The organism is Raoultibacter massiliensis (assembly GCF_900199545.1).
GTDB lineage: Bacteria > Actinomycetota > Coriobacteriia > Coriobacteriales > Eggerthellaceae > Raoultibacter > Raoultibacter massiliensis.
The window spans coordinates 2,438,846-2,457,136 of sequence record NZ_LT962671.1; the positions used below are offsets into that span (position 1 = coordinate 2,438,846).

The 18,291-nt window shown below is 58.7% G+C and carries 12 protein-coding genes, 1 tRNA gene and 1 riboswitch; of the genes, 6 read left to right on the forward strand and 7 right to left on the reverse strand.

Annotated features, from left to right (window positions below; genetic code table 11):
- From C1719_RS14640 to C1719_RS14655, 3 genes are all read left to right on the forward strand, one after another.
- Positions 1-1,825, forward strand: a 1,825-nt coding sequence (locus C1719_RS14640) for a penicillin-binding transpeptidase domain-containing protein (RefSeq protein WP_180963644.1), incomplete at its 5' end; no start/stop codon positions are given.
- Positions 1,826-1,903: 78 nt separating this feature from the next.
- The gene (gene pknB / locus C1719_RS14645; protein ID WP_102376109.1) at positions 1,904-3,931 is read left to right on the forward strand and encodes a Stk1 family PASTA domain-containing Ser/Thr kinase; all 2,028 of its coding nucleotides are present in this window, start codon (positions 1,904-1,906) and stop codon (positions 3,929-3,931) included.
- A gap of 304 nt (positions 3,932-4,235) precedes the next feature.
- Positions 4,236-4,311: transfer RNA gene (locus C1719_RS14655), tRNA-Arg, on the forward strand.
- Between the two features lie 588 nt (positions 4,312-4,899).
- On the opposite strand, the gene C1719_RS14660 is transcribed toward C1719_RS14655, so the two are convergent.
- Together C1719_RS14660 and C1719_RS14665 are read right to left on the reverse strand one after the other, a co-directional pair.
- Entirely contained in the window at positions 4,900-6,324 is a 1,425-nt protein-coding gene (locus tag C1719_RS14660; RefSeq protein ID WP_102376110.1) for a helix-turn-helix transcriptional regulator, read from the reverse strand.
- A 218-nt stretch (positions 6,325-6,542) separates the two neighbouring features.
- Entirely contained in the window at positions 6,543-8,024 is a 1,482-nt protein-coding gene (locus tag C1719_RS14665; RefSeq protein WP_102375774.1) for a helix-turn-helix transcriptional regulator, read from the reverse strand.
- A gap of 178 nt (positions 8,025-8,202) precedes the next feature.
- Between C1719_RS14665 and C1719_RS14670 the strand changes: the two genes are divergently transcribed.
- Positions 8,203-9,810: an FAD-dependent oxidoreductase gene (locus C1719_RS14670; RefSeq protein WP_180963645.1), complete on the forward strand. Its 1,608-nt coding sequence runs from the start codon at positions 8,203-8,205 to the stop codon at positions 9,808-9,810.
- A 152-nt stretch (positions 9,811-9,962) separates the two neighbouring features.
- Here C1719_RS14670 and C1719_RS14675 read toward each other — a convergent pair whose 3' ends face one another.
- Positions 9,963-11,390 (reverse strand): MDR family MFS transporter, encoded by a 1,428-nt coding sequence (locus C1719_RS14675; protein ID WP_102375776.1) that lies wholly within the window; start codon positions 11,388-11,390, stop codon positions 9,963-9,965.
- A gap of 296 nt (positions 11,391-11,686) precedes the next feature.
- On the opposite strand from C1719_RS14675, the gene C1719_RS15805 reads away from it, so the two are divergent.
- On the forward strand, positions 11,687-11,848 hold the full coding sequence (locus C1719_RS15805) for a hypothetical protein (protein WP_180963646.1): 162 nt from the start codon (positions 11,687-11,689) through the stop codon (positions 11,846-11,848).
- Between the two features lie 115 nt (positions 11,849-11,963).
- Here the strand turns inward: C1719_RS15805 and C1719_RS14680 are convergent, their stop codons facing one another.
- Together C1719_RS14680 and C1719_RS14685 are read right to left on the reverse strand one after the other, a co-directional pair.
- Positions 11,964-12,245: a twin-arginine translocase TatA/TatE family subunit gene (locus C1719_RS14680; RefSeq protein WP_102375777.1), complete on the reverse strand. Its 282-nt coding sequence runs from the start codon at positions 12,243-12,245 to the stop codon at positions 11,964-11,966.
- Between the two features lie 381 nt (positions 12,246-12,626).
- The gene (locus C1719_RS14685; RefSeq protein ID WP_102376111.1) at positions 12,627-13,904 is read right to left on the reverse strand and encodes a radical SAM protein; all 1,278 of its coding nucleotides are present in this window, start codon (positions 13,902-13,904) and stop codon (positions 12,627-12,629) included.
- A 233-nt stretch (positions 13,905-14,137) separates the two neighbouring features.
- Positions 14,138-14,233, forward strand: a riboswitch (glycine riboswitch).
- A gap of 128 nt (positions 14,234-14,361) precedes the next feature.
- Here C1719_RS14685 and C1719_RS14690 point away from each other — a divergent pair.
- Positions 14,362-15,864: an alanine/glycine:cation symporter family protein gene (locus tag C1719_RS14690; RefSeq protein ID WP_281255985.1), complete on the forward strand. Its 1,503-nt coding sequence runs from the start codon at positions 14,362-14,364 to the stop codon at positions 15,862-15,864.
- A 74-nt stretch (positions 15,865-15,938) separates the two neighbouring features.
- Here the strand turns inward: C1719_RS14690 and C1719_RS14695 are convergent, their stop codons facing one another.
- Together C1719_RS14695 and C1719_RS14700 are read right to left on the reverse strand one after the other, a co-directional pair.
- The gene (locus tag C1719_RS14695; RefSeq protein WP_219717876.1) at positions 15,939-16,625 is read right to left on the reverse strand and encodes a response regulator transcription factor; all 687 of its coding nucleotides are present in this window, start codon (positions 16,623-16,625) and stop codon (positions 15,939-15,941) included.
- Between the two features lie 7 nt (positions 16,626-16,632).
- On the reverse strand, positions 16,633-18,288 hold the full coding sequence (locus C1719_RS14700) for an ATP-binding protein (RefSeq protein WP_102375778.1): 1,656 nt from the start codon (positions 18,286-18,288) through the stop codon (positions 16,633-16,635).
- Positions 18,289-18,291: the final 3 nt, after the last annotated feature.

The following is an 18,291-nucleotide window of genomic DNA, read 5'->3' on the forward strand; positions in this document are numbered from 1 at the left end:
CGAGAGCGACTTCATCTTCACCGCCATATCCGAAGAGACGGGGCTTTTGGGTGCTGCGGGCATCCTTCTTCTGTATCTGTGCTTCGCTATCCGCGGCATCGTCACTGCTGCACGCGCCAAAAGCGATGTGAGCTCGTTCATCGCCGTGGGCCTCACCTCGATCATCGTGCTGCAGGCGTTCATCATCGTCGGCGGCATCACGCGCCTCATCCCGCTCACCGGCATCACGTTGCCCTTCGTAAGCCAAGGCGGCTCTTCGCTTCTGGCGGGCTTCATCATCGTCGGGTTTCTGCTCCGATGCGGCGACGAGGGCACGGGCGTGGGCACCGAGATGAAAACAGGCACCGCCTCGTTCAACCCGAACAGCGTACTCGGGCGCGTATCGCTCGGAAAGCGCCTCACCAATTGCATGCGCATTTTCGCCGTGATGTTCGCACTGCTCGTTGCCAGCCTTACCGTCATCATGGTCGTGCAGGCCGACTACTACAAGAACCTTCCCGGCAACAACCACACCATGGCGCGCGAAGCGCAAACCGAACGCGGCACCATCTCGACCTACGACGGCGTCGTCTTGGCCCAAAGCGTGAAAAACGACAACGGCACGTACGATCGCGTCTACCCGGCGGGCACGCTCGCAAGCCATATCGTCGGCTACTATTCGCAGCAATACGGCACAAGCGGCATCGAAGCCGCCTATAACTCAACGCTCAAGGGGCAGCAGAATTTCGCCACCTTAACCGACGTGATCAACGCCGCAAGCGGCATCAACACACCCGGAAACGACGTGACGCTCACGCTCAATTCCAAAATCCAGCAGGCGGCGCAAGACGCCCTCGGCGATTCTGCCGGCGCATGCGTGGTGCTCGACCCTGAAACGGGTGCGGTGCTCGGCATGGCATCGGCACCCACCTACGATGCGGCCGATGTGGAGACCCTGCTCGAGCAGGGCGATTCTTCGGGATCGAGCGCGCTCATCAACCGCGCCACCCAAGCGCTCTACGCACCGGGATCCACGTTCAAGGTGCTCACCCTCGCAACTGCGCTGAGCGACGGCGTGGCAACCGAGGATAGCGTGTACAGCTCGCCTTCGAGCATGGACATCGGCGGCGCCAAGGTGTCGAACTACGGCGACATCGATTACGGCGACATCACGCTCGCCCGCGCTACCGAAGTGTCTTCGAACGTGGTGTTCGGCCAAGTCGGCGTCCAGATCGGAGCTGACAAACTCGTTTCCGCCGCCGAAGGATACGGTTTCAACGACCTCATCTCATTCGATCTGCCGCTTGTCGAATCGGTGATGGCCGATCCCGCCGAGATGTCCGAATGGGAAACGGCTTGGGCCGCCGACGGGCAGCCTGTCACGGGAGGCGACGCAGCGCAGAAAAGCGAGCCGGGGCCTCAGGCTTCCGCCCTTCAAATGGCCATGGTTGCCAGCGCGATAGCCAACGACGGCTCCATCCAAACGCCCTATATCGTCGACAGCATCTACAACGCCAACGGCGAGAAGAGCTTCACGGCTTCCTCGAAAGAATACTCGCGCCCGATCTCCAAGGAGATCGCCAACCGCGTAACCGACATCATGGTGGGCGTCGTGCAGGAGGGCACCGGCACCGCAGCCGCCATCTCGGGCATCGACGTAGCCGGCAAAACGGGTACGGCGGAGACGGGCAAGGAGCTCGACGACAGCTGGTTCATCGGGTTTGCGCCCGCCGACAATCCGCGCGTCGTCGTCGCTATCGTGATAGAGGAGAGCTCGGAGAGGGATGCCGCGCTGAAAGCGCAAAATGTGTTAAGAACGGCTTTGGAAGTGCAAGGCCTTTTGTAAATACGGTATGCTGTTGGCGATAATACGACCAATCGCCGAACGCATGTGACCAAGAGGAGCTAAAACGTGACCGGAACCATGATAGGCAAGGTTTTCAATAACCGCTACCAGATAACCGAACGCATCGGTATCGGCGGCATGGCCGAAGTGTACCGTGCACAGGATAACGTGCTCGGCCGACTCGTCGCCGTCAAAACGATGCTGCCCCAATATGCAGCCGACCCGAGCTTCACCCAGCGGTTCAAGCAGGAGGCCGCGGCGGCGGCCAACTTGCAGAGCCCCTATATCGTAAACGTTTACGACTGGGGACATGACGACGATACGTACTACATCGTCATGGAATACGTTCGCGGCAGCGATTTGAAGACCGCCATCAACGAGCGCGGCGCCATCAACCAGCGCAAAGTAGCCGAAATCGGCTCGCAGGTATGCCAGGCATTGAGCGTGGCGCACAAGCTCGACATCATCCACCGCGATATCAAGCCGCAGAACATCATGGTCCAACCCGACGGCAACGTGAAGGTCATGGATTTCGGCATCGCCCGTGCGAAGAACTCCGTGAAAACCCAAACCTCCTCGGTTCTCGGCACGGCGCACTACATCTCACCCGAACAGGCGCAGGGCAAAGAGCTTACCGCCACAAGCGACATCTATTCGCTCGGCATCGTACTGTACGAGGCCGCAACCGGACGACTCCCCTTCGACGGCCCCGATGCGGTCAGCGTAGCTATGAAGCAGGTCAACGATCTGCCCGCTTTCCCGCATGAGATCAACCCCGATATCGATCCCACGCTTGAGGCCATCATCATGAAGGCGCTTGCGAAGAACCCGCTCGAGCGCTTCGCCACGGCAAACGATATGAAGCAGGCGTTGAACGATTATCTCGCCGGACGCCCCGTGGCGCTCGGCAGCGGCTTCGGCGCCGCAGAGACCGCCGTCATCGGCGGCATGGTGGGCGCAGGCATGGGCGCAGGCGCTGCAATGGCCGACGGGACGGCCGTTATGCCCGGCCTCAACAACGGTGCAGGCGTGAAACCCGTCACCACGCAATCGAACTACCGCGCGTCCGACACCGGAAAACCCAAGAACAACAAGAAGACCATCGGCATCGCCGTGGCGGCCGTTGCGGCGATCGTGGTGATCGCCGCTGCCGTGCTCGCCTTCTCGGGCGTGTTCGCCTCGGGCGATCCCATCCCCAATGTGAAGGACAAATCCGTCGCCGAAGCCACGCAGATCCTCGAGGATGCCGGGTTCAAAGTCGGCAAGACCACCGAGATCTTCGATGACGAGATAGCGTCGGGCAACGTGGTGAACACCGATCCGGAAGCCGGAACGAAACGCGAGAAGGGCTCGACTGTCAACCTGGTGGTATCCAAGGGAGCTGAAGAAGTCACGGTTCCCGATCTTAAGAACAAAACGCGCGAAGAAGCCGAAAAGCTGCTGAAGGAAGCCGGGCTCGAAGGCAAGGCCGGCACGCCCTCGAACAGCGACGATATCGAGAAAGACCATATCATCAGCCAAGACCCCGTAGCCGGCGAGAAAGCGGCGAAAGGCGACACCGTCACCTATATCGTATCGCTCGGCAAGGGCAACGTCGAGGTGCCCGATGTGCGGGGATACAGCGAAAGCGATGCCCGAGCGGAGCTCGAGCGCGCAGGGCTCAAGGTAACAACGAGTACCGCGACAAGCGATAGCGTAGAAGAAGGTCTCGTCATCAGCCAGAACCCGAGCCAAGGATCGAGCGTTGCGAAGGACACTACCGTCAACATTACCGTCAGCACCGGGAAACCCGCACCGTCGAGCTACTCCGTTTCGGCTTCGACCAGCGGCAACGGCGGCAGCGTCAGCCCTGGATCGATGAACGTTGACAGCGGAAAGAGCGTCACGTTCACCGTCAGCATCAACGACGGCTACGAAGTCTCCTCGATAACCGATACCAACGGCAAAAGCTATTCGCTCTCGTCGAACAACACGTTCACCGTGGAAAATGTAACCAACGATATCGCCGTCACCGTAACGTTCAAAGCCAAGGCAGCGCCTCCGACGCCGTCCGATCCCGATGGCGGTGGAACAGACGGCAACACCACTCCAACAGCGGGGCAGTAACGAGCAAAAGCAAAGACAGAGCACCTGAAAGGCGAATCGCGATGCGGTTCGCCTTTTTCGTTGAGGCACCGCCCGCACGACGATCGCGCAGACGATCGGATTCTGCGCTTGGACGGTTGCGCGCTTGGCCGCAAACCACCCGGCCCGACGCCCTCTATCGCAGCCTTTCGTGCAGGCTGATTCGCGCCGCCGCTGTGTTGCGCCTTCATTGCAGCCCGCTTCGCGTTTCCGCTTCGTGCGATGTGTTCATCTTCGACCATCTCCCGCAATCGTACGGTTAATGGTAGAATACTTCTCGCACAATGCCTCCGTAGCTCAGGGGATAGAGCATCGGTTTCCTAAACCGAGTGCCGTAGGTTCGAATCCTATCGGGGGCACCAGAAACTCGCAGGCCAGCCGCATAAAGCGACTGGCCTGTTTTTCGAGTTAAGGGTTGATTACCCTTAGTTTACCCTTCGCGTTGCTCCTTTCGACACGACTCGCCTTCGCGTCAGGCCTTTCGGCACAGTTCTCTTGCGCAATCGCGCAGATGAGCCCGCCGTAGGGCAAATCCTGGTTTTATAGGCCAAACCTTGAATTTTCGCCGAAAAAGACCGATCTGAAGGTGATTCGCCGAACGGAAAGGCGTTTTGCGCACCTCCTGGCGATCCACCGGGAAAACACAAGGAAACCGACCCTGTGAGCTGGGGGTTCCTACGACGAAAAACAACGCTTTCGACACTCGAAAAATAGGATATTCCATAGGGCTTCAGATCGGTTCTTTTCGGCGAAAATAGGCGATCCGGCTCGCAATTTGCGCAGTTCGCGCAATCTGCGCAATACGCACGGTTTACTCCAAGCGAACGTGCGCGACCCGCGCAGGGCAATCGCGCGCGCAGACCTTCGCCGCAGCGCCCCTGGCAAGCAAACGCATCCCATAAAGCGCCGCGCGTACATACCCAGCACCATACCCGCGCTCAACCGAAAGCCTACCCGCGTTTCTCCTCGCTCAAGTCGATGAGCTCTTGGCGGCTGTGAACGCCCGCCTTGGCGTAGATGCGGCGCAGATGGGTATCGACCGTGCTCTTCGATATATGCAGTTCCTGGGAGATGCGTTCGCTCGTGCGACCCTTAAGGGCGAAGGGAAGAATCTCCCCCTCGCGGTCGGACAAGCCGTACTCCCTGGCAATCGCGGCGCAAGAGTCTTCGAGGGAGTCGGTTTTCGTCACGATTTCGGATAGACTCCCGAAATCGCGCTCGGTGAACAAGAACACGTAGGAGAACAAAACAAGGATGCCGGCGAACACCACAACCGAATACGGCGTCACGTAGCCGGGCTGCGCGTAGTCGAACGCGTTCGCGATCGCCACGCCGATAAGCTCGCCTGCGAACAGCGCCACAAACCCCCGCGAGAACGACATCGCCGCATCGGAGCCCGTCAGCTTCGCGAGCACGAGGAACAGAGAGATGAGCACGGCAGAAAGCCCCAGATAGCCCGCCAAAACGATGGCCTCGCCAGGCACGAGCGACTCGGCGAACTGAGGGACGGGAATGAGCAGGTAGCCAGTCATCATGATGAACAGCGCCAAGCGATACGCCTTGTTAAGCGAAGCTCCGCGGCCGAACCCGTCGGAGCGCAGAAGCGACAGCGTACCCAGTGCGAAAGCGCCGAACAAGAGGAGGCTTACCGGATACGACGCCATAGCTGCAGTGCCCGGATCGGTGTTGAACGTTTCCATGAAGCCCGCCGCCATGCCGAACAGAGCCGTGCCCGCCATAATCTTCGCCGATAGCAGCACCGTATCCTTTGCGGCCTCCGATCCTGCAGCCGCCTCGATGCGGGCCGACGGCGAAACGCTGCCAGCGGGCTTCGGCGCCATCATGAGCGCCGCAGCACTTCCGAAGGGAAGCAGGTGGAGCACCAGCGACGACCCCTCGATCGGGATAAGCGACACGATGAGACCGACAAGAGCGCCTACCGCCGAAGCGACGAACACCTCAGGTGCCGATACCTTGGTTGTGGTCTCGCCGAACTCCCTTCCCCACGCGGCGAGCAGCAGCGCGCACGGAAGGCCGATCAGCGCACCCTCGAAGGGAAGCCAGTAAGCCGACGGCGACCCGAGGAACAGCGGAATGAACGAGCCGGCCACGCCCATCGCCGCATACACAAGCAGCATCGGACGGGCGAGGATCTTGTTGCGGAAGCTCGGCGTTACGAGTCTGAGAAGAACAAAGCCGACCACCATGAACAAAAGCGTCCCGAACAGCTCGGCGCGCTCGAACTTGAACGACCCCATAGGAATGGCCCGGTTCGAGCCCATGTAGAAAAGAAAGAATACGAACCCCTGATTGCAGGCGAACCCAATGATGCGGCGCAGCGACAGATTCCCAGCTGCTTGCGCTGGTTGATTCATTGCATCCCTCCTGCCTGCATCGCGTTCGTCCTCGGAAATCATGATAACAGGAGTTGGTTTCGCATCAGAGCGCTTGGCGGCAAACCGACAACGGCTCCACGTTTAGCGGCGCCCATGAAACACCCGAAACGCCTATTCGCGCTACGCGCCCGAATCCTTTGCGCCTTGCGACCCCAATTCCGGCTACCTTGCCAAACCGCAAAGCGCAAAACCCGACCTCACTGAACCTCCCTCATCACTTCCCTCAGCTCGGCATCGACGATATCCATGAGCACCTGCTGCGAGTTGAGCTCCATCTTCTGGTAGATGTGCATGATGTGGGTGCGGGCGGTTCCATCGGAAATCACAAGCGCCTCCGCGATATGCCGAGCGTTTCGGCCCCTTGCGAGAAGGACCAGCACCTCGCCCTCGCGAGGCGTCAGCTGATACCGGCGGGAAACGCGCGCGCATGCTTCGGCGAAAGCTATATCCGTATTCGCCTGCAGCTCAGCGGCCTCCTTCGCCTTGTCGATGCGTCGCGCGCTGTTGCGTCGGAACTGCAGAAGGCGGACAGCGCTCGAAATCAGCAGCACGCTGAACACGACGAGGACGATGGCCGTTCCCAGCAGATCTCCGAAGCGATCGGGCAGAATCATGATTCCGTAAACGCCGAGCGCCCAACCCGCGCGATAGGAGAAATAGGCGATGCACGTAAAAACGAACGGGGTGTTCCCCTTGCGGTAGTTGCGGGGCACCGTCCATACGAACAGAAGCAGAATGGAATACGCCACGGCAAGCGGGACAAGGTAGAGGGGGACGCCCGATGCTCCGAACAATGCCGAAACGTAAAGCCCGACAAGCACGAGCGGCAACACGAGAATGCGCAGCAGCTCAAGGAACTCGGTCTCCTGAAGGTATCGAACCAGCGCATAGAAAACGGCACCGGCGATAAGCGTGCCGATGCCCGACGTCACCTGAATAACGAACGAAGCATCGCCGCTGTCCTGCGTCACCATAACCGTGCTGTGCAAGGCGATGAGCAGAACTTCCAGCAGCGCGATGCTGATGCAGTATTCCCAGAAGGGAAAATCACGGGCGAAGCCTTCGCTGTCGCGCACTTCGGCCGCGATGTCCTCGCGCTCGACCTCGCGCATGCCATCGAGGTACTGGGCGTCCGACCACATAAGCAGCCCCACCGAACCGGGAACGAACAGCACAAGCGCCCCGACGGCCACCTGCCACTCGAAGGCGAGAACGAGAATCTGCAGCACGCCTGCGCCCGCAATGCCGAACGCAAAAGCGCTCACCGCCTTTCGAACGCCGACATCGAGAAAGAATTCGGCGTACACGACGAACAAAATGCTCGCACAATGCATCGCCACGGAGACGGCGATCGAAATCGGCTCGCTGAATGCGATCCCCATCGCCTGTGCACAGCGACCCGCAAGGCCCGCCGTCTGAACCGCGGCAAACACTGCAAGAAACGGCTTGTTTCGATAGAAGCGCTCTTTTCGCCGAAGCGTCCGATTCACGAGCACGGCGAGAACCGCCGCGATGAACAAGACGATCGATGCAAGTTCCGCAACGGATCGGGTTTCGAATACCCATAACGCCGTATAGCGCTCATATTCGGTGCCGGCGATGCACAGGGCCAAGCCGATCGTCGCCGCGACGAACCAGCCCCCACCAGAGCCCTGAGCTTTGCTTCCCCCCGCAGCCATCGGCCTCCCTTCCGTATCCGACAGCTATCATCATAGCAATTTCGAGAGAATACGATTGTAACGATGACGCATCGCGAGAAATCAGATTTTAAATCTGATTCAGGCAAAGCCCCTGCTTCGTAAGGTCTTCGACATGCGGAATGAAACCGCATACCTGTTTTCAAGGAAGGGAGAAACGATGAAAGAACTCACTCGAAGGAATTTTCTTCTCGGCTCGAGCGTTGCAGCCGCAGGAGTGCTGGGAGCGGGAATGCTTTCCGCTTGCAGCCCGAGCGCGGAAAGCCCGGCGGAGGCAACGGCGGAGGAGCCGTCTTTAAAAGAGGCGACTCAGACCAAAGAAGCCGACGTCGTCGTTGCGGGCCTTGGCGCCGCCGGCCTGCTTGCCGCCTATGGCGCGGCGACGGGAGGCTGCTCGGTCATCGCCATAGACGCCGCCGCATCCATGGATGGAACGACCAATACGCGAACCTCGGCAGCGTTCGCAGTCGGATCATCGCTGCAGGATCCGAGTCCCGAACCGCTCACCATCGAAGAATTCATGGACTATGTAAACACGGGCACGAACTACCAATCGAACAACAAGGCGCTCCGAGCCATCATCGAAGCGTCGGGCAAGGCGGTCGACGTATTCGTTGATGCAGGCATGCCGTTCAACGTCGATTTCACCAACAGCACCAAAGCGGACGCGATGATGGTGCGCGGAGGCTGCGTGTACGGCGTCGCCGGCGAAGAACGTGCCGAATACTTCACCAAGATCGTCGACGAAGCGGGAGTCGAATGCCTGTTCAACACCACAGCTGAAAGCATCATCATCGAAAATGGCAAGGTGGCGGGCGTGCAGTGCGTATCGGGTAAAGACGTCATCGACATCAAAGCCAAGGCCGTCATCCTCGCAACGGGAGGCTTCTTGGGAAGCGAAGAGGAAACCGCCAAGCATTTCGCAGGTGCGAAGATCGTCTGCATGGGCAACATGCTCAACACAGGCGCAGGCATCAACATGGCCATGTCGGCAGGAGCCCAACTTGGGAAGTGCTTCAGCATCTCGATGAACGAGTACGGCGGTGCGAACACGAAGGCATCCCCCACCTACTCGTTCAGACCCACTTCGGGAACCAACGAAGCCATGCGCCTTCCCGTATTCGGCGGCATCCTTCTCGATGGAAGCGGCGAGCGCTTCGTAAACGAGGGAGTCATGTGCGAGAAAACGATGTTCTGTTGCGAGCCGCTCGTGCGGGAATCGTATTACTACGCGGTATGCGACGAGGCCTTCATGAAGCGCTGGGAAACCGAGCCCTTGCCGACGTTTCTCGGCGACGAGCGCATGAAGGGCATGTTCGCCGATATCGTGGCAAGCGACATTCGCGAGCAGTTCGATAAGGCGGTTGACGAAGGCTGGGCCTTCAAGGCTGACACGCTTGCCGAGCTCGCCGAGCACTTCGGGCTTTCGAACCTCGAGCAAACCGTCGCCCAGTACAATGAATACTGCGACAAAGGTGCTGACGAGCTGTTCTTCAAAGACGCGAAGTACCTGACGCCCGTAAAGGAGGGTCCGTTCTACATCGTCGAGTCGATGCCCGCAGGATGGCTCTCGCTCGGAGGAATCAAGTGCAATGCCCGCTGCCAGGCAGTTGATCCCGACAACAAGGTCATCGACGGGTTGTTCGTGGCCGGTGCCGATGCGGATCTGTTCACATCTCCCTACTATGCGGCAGGATCTGCTAACGGTTTCGCAGTTGGATCAGGTCTGATCGCAGGTGAAGAAGCTGCAAAGGCAGTGAAGGCGTAAAACCGCTTGCAGCAAGCTATCGGGGGCCGTCGCTTCAGCGGTGGCCCCATATCCGAATGGCCGCTTTCCTTCTCGCGCCGCATGCGGCGCGTCCCTGTACTACAAGCTCGCTTATCCAAGGTTAAACGCTAACCTTGGATAAGAGGCCGATCCTACGCTTGTTTCTTCTTGGGGCTGCGCACTTTGGCAATGCACAGTACAAGTGCGACCGCCGCGATACTCGCGCACGCAAGGTACGCCGCACCCACCCCTTGCGCGGTGGACACCTGAAGCCCGTTTGCCGCATTGGACGCGGTAACGCTGGTCATAAGCGTGACGATGAGCGCCGTAGCCAAGCCTCCCGCAACCTGACGGCCCGTATTGGCGATGGCGTTTCCGTGCGCGATCAGGTCGTTTTGCAGCGCATTCACGCCCCACGTGTTGACCGGCATGTTGGCAAGTCCCTGTCCGCACGCCTGCACCGCGCACAGCGCCGCAACGACTGCCAAAGAAGCGCCGGTGCCCACCTGCGAAAGCGCGAGCATCGATCCAACCATCATCGCCATCCCCGCAATGGACATGGCACGCGGTCCGAACCTGTCGAACGCAATGCCGGAAAGCGGGCTCACGACGAGTCCCGCAAGTGCAGCGGGCAGCATCACAAGCCCGGTATCCATAGCGCTTGCCCCCAGGGCAGTCTGCAGCAGGATGGGCAGCGTGGTGTTGGTGACGAGCGCCGATGCGTTGATGAGCGTCACCACTATGGCCGCGATGCGGAAATCGGGCGTCTTGAGGGTCTGGATGCGAAGCAGCGGCTCCTCGAGCCGATTCTGCCTCCGAACAAACGCGACAAGCGCCAGCACGCCCGCCGCAACGGGAGCCAAAACCGCAACGCTCACCCAGCCGAACGACGAGGCGTTGGAAAATCCGTAGAGCAACCCGCCGAACGCCACAGTCGATAGAACAACGGAAACGATGTCGAGCCGCGGATGCTTCAGCTCGCCGACGTTTTCGAGCATCACGATGCCGCACACGAGAACGATCGCCGCAAGCGGAACGATGCATCCAAGCACCGCACGCCATCCGAAGGAATCGATGATGGCGCCGCCAACCACGGGACCAACCGCAGGCCCCGCCGCCATAACAATGCCAGCCAGCCCCATAGCCGTTCCGCGCCGCTCCTTCGGAAACACGATCATCGGCACGACAGCCACAAGCGGCAGCAGCACGCCCGAACCTGCAGCTTGCAGCACGCGCCCGAGCAGCAAAACCTCGAAACCGGGAGCCAGAGCGCACGCGAGCGTGCCTCCCATGAACACGATGATCGACGCGAAAAACAGCGAACGCGTGGGGAAGCGGTCGATCAGAAAGCCCGAGACAGGCACCATGATTCCGCTGACAAGCGGATAGACCGACATGATCCATTGGGCCGTCGTCGCATCGATGCCGAAATCGGCCATGATGATGGGAAGCGCAGGCGACATGACGGTCTGGTTGAGCAGAGCGAGAAACGCACCGAACACCACCACGCCGACTATGACGATCTGCTCCTTCGTCACACTCGGAACGGCGGCGGGCGATTGGTTTGAACTATGGGACATGAAAGAAAACCTCCGGAAATGCAGAAGCGCAAACAACCGCGGGCGACAAAGCGCCGCACACGGCAGGTGCGCAGAAACGTATAGGCTGGATAAACGGAAGGTTTCCTCAGATAAGCATCGAGGACAAGGGGTGCTCGCATACGGCAACGAGCACAAGCGGCTCTCCCGCGAACGAATCGCGGACGCGGTCGCGCCGATATGCTGCAATAAGCTCAAACGATGTCATAGCAGCGAGGAATTGTAGCGGTACCCACGAGGCGGGTCAACAGCCGCAAGCCCCAATGCGACCCGTCTCCATGAAACAAGACAACGCCCGTGCCCGCAAGAAGCCTTCACGCGCTTTCATCGATCAGATCGAGAAACTCCTGTCGGGAAAAAGCATGCGCATCGGCGAGAAAGGCAGATCAGCAGCTATCGAATCGCATTGGGAAAAATCAGCAGTCACTCAATTGGGCTAAGAAAAAAAGAAACCGATGCGCCGGCACTGAGGGAGGGAAGGGATGCAGTGCGGGCGCATCGGCTGATATTGTCCCGCGAGGGTGCGGGACTAACCATAAGGAGGGTTTTCAAACGTTAGTCGGCAACCACGGCTTTCTTGGCTGCAACTTTTTTGGTAGTCGTTGCTTTGACGGTTTTCTTCGCAGGAGCCTCTTCAAGCTCCTCCTCTTCTTCCATCTCGATGATCTCGTCTTCGGCTTCTTCGATCTTCTTGTCGCTGCCGAGACCTTCGCGAAGGTTCTTCACCGTCGACCCAACTGCAGCACCGAGCTTCGGAAGATGCTTCGGCCCGAAGATGAGCAACACGACTGCCAGGATAATAAGGAGCTCGGGAACACCCATGCCGAGAATTTTCATTTTTGTGCCTCCAAACACTTTCTCTTTCGCAGCCGCGCCTTTGTTTTCGTTGCTGCAATTTCGATTTGCTTAGTCGATGCTTATCGCTCACATCGCTTTCGGCTCGTGCCCGATCGCTTGACCGAGCATGTGGAGTATAGTGCCCTGAAAGCTCCGTTTCGCCTATCCTGAAAACTACTGATTTTCAAAGTTCGAGGTTCGATTTCTTGTCGTGCAAATTGAGTAGGGTTCCTGATCTGCGCTTATTGTACGTGCCTATACATACATATGTATAGCGTCTCACGAAGACCCCACTCCGGCTCCACAGGATCCCGATCATTTTTGCATATGGATAAAGAGAGCCCGAACCCCAGCGGCGGCCAAACGAAGCGCCCATACGGCTTACGAACCCGAAACGATACCCACTTCGCGCATATTCGCACCCTCGAAAGCCGGCTCGAGCACGTTGAGGCTTACGCCAATCTCCACATCGGGCACACAGGCACGCACGTCGTCGATGAGCCTATCCGGAAACGCGATCACCCCGTTTTCGACCGACCACTCGATTCCCCCCTGGATCTGTGCGAGCTTTTCAAGCGCCTCGCCTACGCGCGCAACATCCGTTCCGAATGCCTTAGCGCACTTGATAAGATAATCGTCCCCATCGAATCGATACGCCCGATAGCGTCCCGTTGCCGCCTGCATGCGCGGCAACACGCTGTTCTGCTGGTACAGCTGTCCGGTATTCTTATTGTCGGATGAGCAATAGTGAACGCCGATATCGAGACCGCGCTCCTTTGCGTACCGCAAAAGCTCAAGCGCCTCCGCTTCGCTGCCGGCGACGGGAATCCCACCCGCATACCAGTAGTTGTACAGAACATCGAACGGCTGCTTGCGCAGCGTGAAACCGCGCTCCTTGAAAGCTTCGGCATTGCCGAGCGGAAAGCAAAACTCCAAGAGATTGATGCCCTTGAGACCCCATGCTGCAAGCTTCTCGAGCAGCTCCCTCATCTCGTCGAGCGTACCGGGTATGACGGGCATCTCCACCATGACATCGGGAATATGATCGACGGCGATCCGCATGCGCTCTTCCACCGCGCGACGCTCGGCTTCGCTGTCTTCGAGCTTGATGCTGAACCTGATCTCGCGCAAGCCGCTCTCGCGAAGAGCATCCATTCTCGCAGCGTCAAGCTCGAAACCGCTCGTATACAGACGGGTATGCGCATTCGGATACAGATCGCGAGCTTTCTCGAAAAACGCACGCGTTTCATCGAAATGCAGGAGCGGCTCGCCTCCGGTCAAAGCGATGCAATCGAACGCGGCACCCGCCGCATGAGCCTGCTCGAGCTCGCCAACCGCATCGCGGCACTCTCGGCGATACAACTCGTAGTCTTCCTGATTGGGATTGAAACAGAAATAGCAATTCTTCGGGCACTTGAGGGAAATGAAGAAGGTAACGGTCCTCTCGCCGGTCCGGCAAGCCAGGCAGCCGGGCGATACCCATCCGTTTCCCCCGCGCAAGCTCTTGCCGCAATTCTCGCATGCCCACGCCGCATTCCCGAAGCGCGAACGCCGAGGCTGCGACTCCTCCCCCTCGAAGGCGAGGCCGAAATCCGAAACGGTTCGCTCGTAATCAGCAGCCACCTCGTCAAACGCGGTTTTGTATTCAGACAGATTCATGCGATAGCTCCTGACGCCACCCACCTACAGCACCCGATAAGCGCCTTTTTCCATGGTAAACCATCACGCGACCGAAATGCGGCCCGAGCGGGCGATTGCATGACAGCTGGAGGCATTCACCCCGAAATGATTAAATAAGCGTTCACAACTAATCGTTTACCTGCTACAATTCGCCTGCACAATTATATAGCGTCACCCCGTTGATACGTCCTGAATCGAATGAGACAGGGCGAGAAGGGGCCTCTGGAGAATTCCGACCACCAGATCGGATGCCGAAGGGGCAAGGCTGAAAAGCCGAAACTCTCAGGCCAAAGGACAGAGCAAAGCTTTTAGCTTGTCGCGTGCATTCGCTTCGTGCGTTCACGCGTTCGCGCTTTCCCTTGTTTTCCTAGGCCAATTGAATATCTTCGGGTTTCGCCTGGTGCAGCAACATATATGCATGAAGGAAGGAAAACCAGTGGAAGGCTTTTTCGACACGATCAACTCGGCGCTCGTCGCTATCGACGACTTTATCTGGGGCATACCGCTCATGGTGCTCATCCTGTTCGGCGGCATCCTCCTAACGGTGCGCTTGCGCGGCGTCCAGTTCCGCCAGCTCCCCCGAGCGCTGCGCTACATGGTAAAGAACGAAACGGGAGGCGAAGGCGAAGTCACGAGCTTCGGCGCGCTGTGCACCGCACTTTCAGCCACCATCGGAACCGGCAACATCGTCGGCGTTGCCACGGCTATCGTGGCAGGCGGGCCCGGTGCTATGTTCTGGATGTGGCTGGCAGCGCTGTTCGGCATGGCAACCAAATTTTCCGAAGGCCTGCTCGCCGTCAAGTACCGCAGCGTCGATAAGAAGACCGGGCATGTGCTCGGCGGACCCTTCTATTACATCGAGCGCGGCATGGGCAAGAACTGGCGCTGGCTCGCGAAGATCTTCGCGTTCTTCGGCATGTGCGTAGGCTTGTTCGGCATTGGTACGTTTACGCAGGTCAACTCCATTTCAGGAGCCATCACCGGCTTCTTCGATCCCAACAAGTCGATGACCGTCAGCATTCTCGGCATGGACTACTCCATCGCCACTGTCATCGGCTCGCTTGTGCTCGCCGTGCTCGTAGGCCTTGTGGTCATCGGCGGGCTGAAACGCATCGCCAAAGTATCGGAGCGCGTCATTCCCGCAATGGTCGTGCTTTACGTCGGATTCTCGCTCGTGCTCATCCTCACGAACCTCGACAAGCTGCCCGGAGCGTTCGTCACCATCATCGAAAGCGCCTTCGGCCTGCAGGCCGTCGCCGGCGGCATGCTCGGCGCGATCATCGTCGCCATGCAGAAAGGCATCGCACGCGGTATCTTCTCGAACGAAGCGGGTCTTGGCTCCGCCCCGATCGCCGCAGCAGCCGCTCAGACCAAGGAGCCGGTGCGCCAGGGCCTCGTTTCCATGACCGGCACCTTCCTCGACACCATCGTGGTCTGCTCGATGACCGGCCTCGCCCTCGTCATGACGGGCGCCTACCAGATCCCCGGCCTCGAAGGCGCCGCTGTCACGAGCGCGGCGTTCCAGGCGGGCTTGCCGTTCATTCCCGGCGAAGTCGTTTCGTTCGTGCTCATGGCCTGCCTCGTGCTCTTTGGATTCACGACCATCCTGGGCTGGGATTACTATGGCGAGCGCTGCCTTGAGTACTTCAGCAACGGCAACATGAAATCGGTCAAGGTGTATCGCTGGCTCTACATTGCTGCCGTGTTCATCGGCCCCTACATGACGGTTGCCGCCGTGTGGACCATCGCCGACATCTTCAACGGGCTGATGGCCATCCCGAACATGATCGCGCTCATCGCGCTATCGGGCGTGGTGGTGAAGGAGACGAAGGATTACTTCAGCCGCCTCAAATCGGCTGGCGACGAGGATCACATGGAGCCGCGTCTTGCCGATGACAACTGGGATATCCCGCCGATCGACGCATTGACCGATCGCTAGAAAGCGCGAAACGGCACTCGAAAGCGCGAAACCGATCACGATGCGCGGCGCCTGGAAACGGGCACCGCGCATCGTTAGCCCCCGAACCGATAGCCCGAACGCCATGCGGTTTGCAAATATTCGGGGTGCGATGGATCCTTCTCGATCTTCTCCCTGATCTTGCGAATGAAAACGGGTAGGCTCGACGTTTCGCCCACGAACTCCTCTCCCCACACCGCCTCGATGAGCTGCTCTCGAGTGAATGCCTCGCCAGGATGGCTTGCGAGCAGAAAGAGTATCTGGAACTCCTTGGGAGTAAAATCGATCCGCTTTCCTTCGATGGTAACGCGGTAGCGCTTGGTATCGAATTCCAAATCGCCCAGCATGACGCAGTCTTCCTGCTGTTTGGGCATAATGCGCTCGTTGCGCTTGAGGTGCGCATCGATGCGAAGCAACAGCTCATCGGGATCGAACGGTTTCACGAGATAGTCGTCGCCGCCCACGTTGAAGCCCGTTCCTTTGTCGGTAATGTCCCCCTTCGCCGTCAAGAACACGATGGGCACGATGGCTCCCCTGCCGCGCAGCTCCTGACACACCTGAAATCCGTCGAGCTTCGGCATCATGACGTCGAGGATAACGAGATCGGGTTGCTCGCGCTGGTACACGTCGATCGCCTCTTCGCCATCGGCTGCACAGCAGAACCCGTAGCCGCCTCCTTGCACAATGCGCCGGATAAGGTTTTGCATGCTCGGTTCATCGTCGGCAAGCATTATCTTCGCCATGCCCAACCTACCTCCTATCGTTTCCCGTCGGAATCCAAACGGTAAAGGTGCTTCCCTGTTTGTATACACTCCGCACCTCGACGGCTCCGCCGTGCATTTCAACGAGCTCCTTCACAACAGCGAGCCCGAGGCCGCTGCCCCCGTAACGGCGATACGACGACTTGTCGCTTTGCGTAAACCGCTCGAATATAAGCGAGAGATCCTCTTCCTTGATGCCGATGCCGGTATCGGATACCGCGATGGAAAGACGCTCCGTCTCTTCGTGATAGCTCACCTCGATGCTAACGCTTCCCCCCTTGCGCGTGAACTTTATTGCATTAGAGGCAAGATTCTCGACGATACGGCGAATCTTCTCCCAATCCGCCGTGATGATCGGCACGTCTTGATGAACGACCGTCGCCAGCGAGATGTTGCGCTGCTCGGCCAAAAAGCCGATGCTCCGTTCGACAAGGCCGATAAGATCCATCATGTCGAACGGCTCGACCGAAAGCTCGTTTCTGCCCGCTTCGACTCGGGCCATTTCGAGGATGTTGTTCACCATCTGCAGCAGCAGTTGACCGTTTTCCTTCACTTCCTTGACCGCCGCGGTTTCATCCTCGGACCTATCGACATTCGCCTGCTGCCATATTTCGGTGAACGCGATGATCGAGGTGAGCGGCGTGCGCAGCTCATGGCTCATGATGGCAAGGAAATCGGATTTGTACTGGTTCTCAGCCTGCAGTTCCTCGTTCACCCGAGCGAGCTGGCTGCGCTGCTTCTCGAGAAGCTCGTTCGCCGATTCGAGCTGAGCCGTCCTCAACTCTACCTGACCCTCGAGGTTTCCGTACAGCGCACGCAACTGTTCGGCCATGATATCGAACTTCACGGCCAGATCCTTGATTTCGCCGTTGCCCTTGATGCCTTCGAGGTTGACTTCGAAATTGCCGTTCTCGATTTGACCGACCGCGTTTTCCACCTCAGACAACGGCCTCGTGATCAGGCGCGTGATAAGCACGTAGACGGCCAGAATGACCATGACGATGATAAACGAGAAGTACCCGACCTGACGCGTTACGTTTTCCTGGATGCCCGCCATGTAGATATCGATGGGCATGATAATGCTCGTCACGCCGATAAGATCGCCGACCTCCATGCCTTCTTTGGGATATCCCGTGACATCGAGTTCGCCCGCGGGGTCACCGTGACAATCGAGACACGACTCCTCCAGATAGATGGGCGTCACGTAACGAAAAACCTCTTGGCCGTTGTAGGTTTCGATTCCGTACTTTTCAACGGCGGAACCGTCGTTGAACAGCCTGATCGCTTCTGATTCGTAATCATCAGACATCGAAGCCTTTTTGCGCGGTTCGAGGTTCGTATAGCGGATGACGTAATTGGTATCGCGCTCGAGAATCTTGGCGATGCTCTTGCCTGCGATGGCGCAGTAGAGCCCCTTGAAGTTGTACGATCCGTCGGAATCGGTGTCGATGCGCGCCTGGTTCATATCCATGAATTCCCATACCGCATCCATCTCGTAAGAAAGGATACGGGCCTTTTCGAGCATTTCGGCTTCGGCCTGCTCGCGCTGAGTAGAGTCGCTCCATACAACGTTGAGGGCAACGGACACGACCAGCAGCACGATCAAGACGATCGTCGTCTTGCCTCGAAGCTTCATCTTCTTCATCGG

Bases quoted from the DNA above. Each gene is read 5' to 3' on its own strand.
- C1719_RS14665 (WP_102375774.1), bottom strand. From the start codon at position 8,024: ATGGCTGCGGGGGGAAGCAAAGCTCAGGGCTCTGGTGGGGGCTGGTTC.
- C1719_RS14685 (WP_102376111.1), bottom strand. From the start codon at position 13,904: ATGAATCTGTCTGAATACAAAACCGCGTTTGACGAGGTGGCTGCTGAT.
- C1719_RS14675 (WP_102375776.1), bottom strand. From the start codon at position 11,390: ATGTCCCATAGTTCAAACCAATCGCCCGCCGCCGTTCCGAGTGTGACG.
- C1719_RS14695 (WP_219717876.1), bottom strand. From the start codon at position 16,625: ATGGCGAAGATAATGCTTGCCGACGATGAACCGAGCATGCAAAACCTT.
- C1719_RS14700 (WP_102375778.1), bottom strand. From the start codon at position 18,288: ATGAAGAAGATGAAGCTTCGAGGCAAGACGACGATCGTCTTGATCGTG.
- C1719_RS14670 (WP_180963645.1), top strand. From the start codon at position 8,203: ATGAAAGAACTCACTCGAAGGAATTTTCTTCTCGGCTCGAGCGTTGCA.
- C1719_RS14680 (WP_102375777.1), bottom strand. From the start codon at position 12,245: ATGAAAATTCTCGGCATGGGTGTTCCCGAGCTCCTTATTATCCTGGCA.
- C1719_RS14660 (WP_102376110.1), bottom strand. From the start codon at position 6,324: ATGAATCAACCAGCGCAAGCAGCTGGGAATCTGTCGCTGCGCCGCATC.
- C1719_RS15805 (WP_180963646.1), top strand. From the start codon at position 11,687: ATGAAACAAGACAACGCCCGTGCCCGCAAGAAGCCTTCACGCGCTTTC.
- pknB (WP_102376109.1), top strand. From the start codon at position 1,904: ATGATAGGCAAGGTTTTCAATAACCGCTACCAGATAACCGAACGCATC.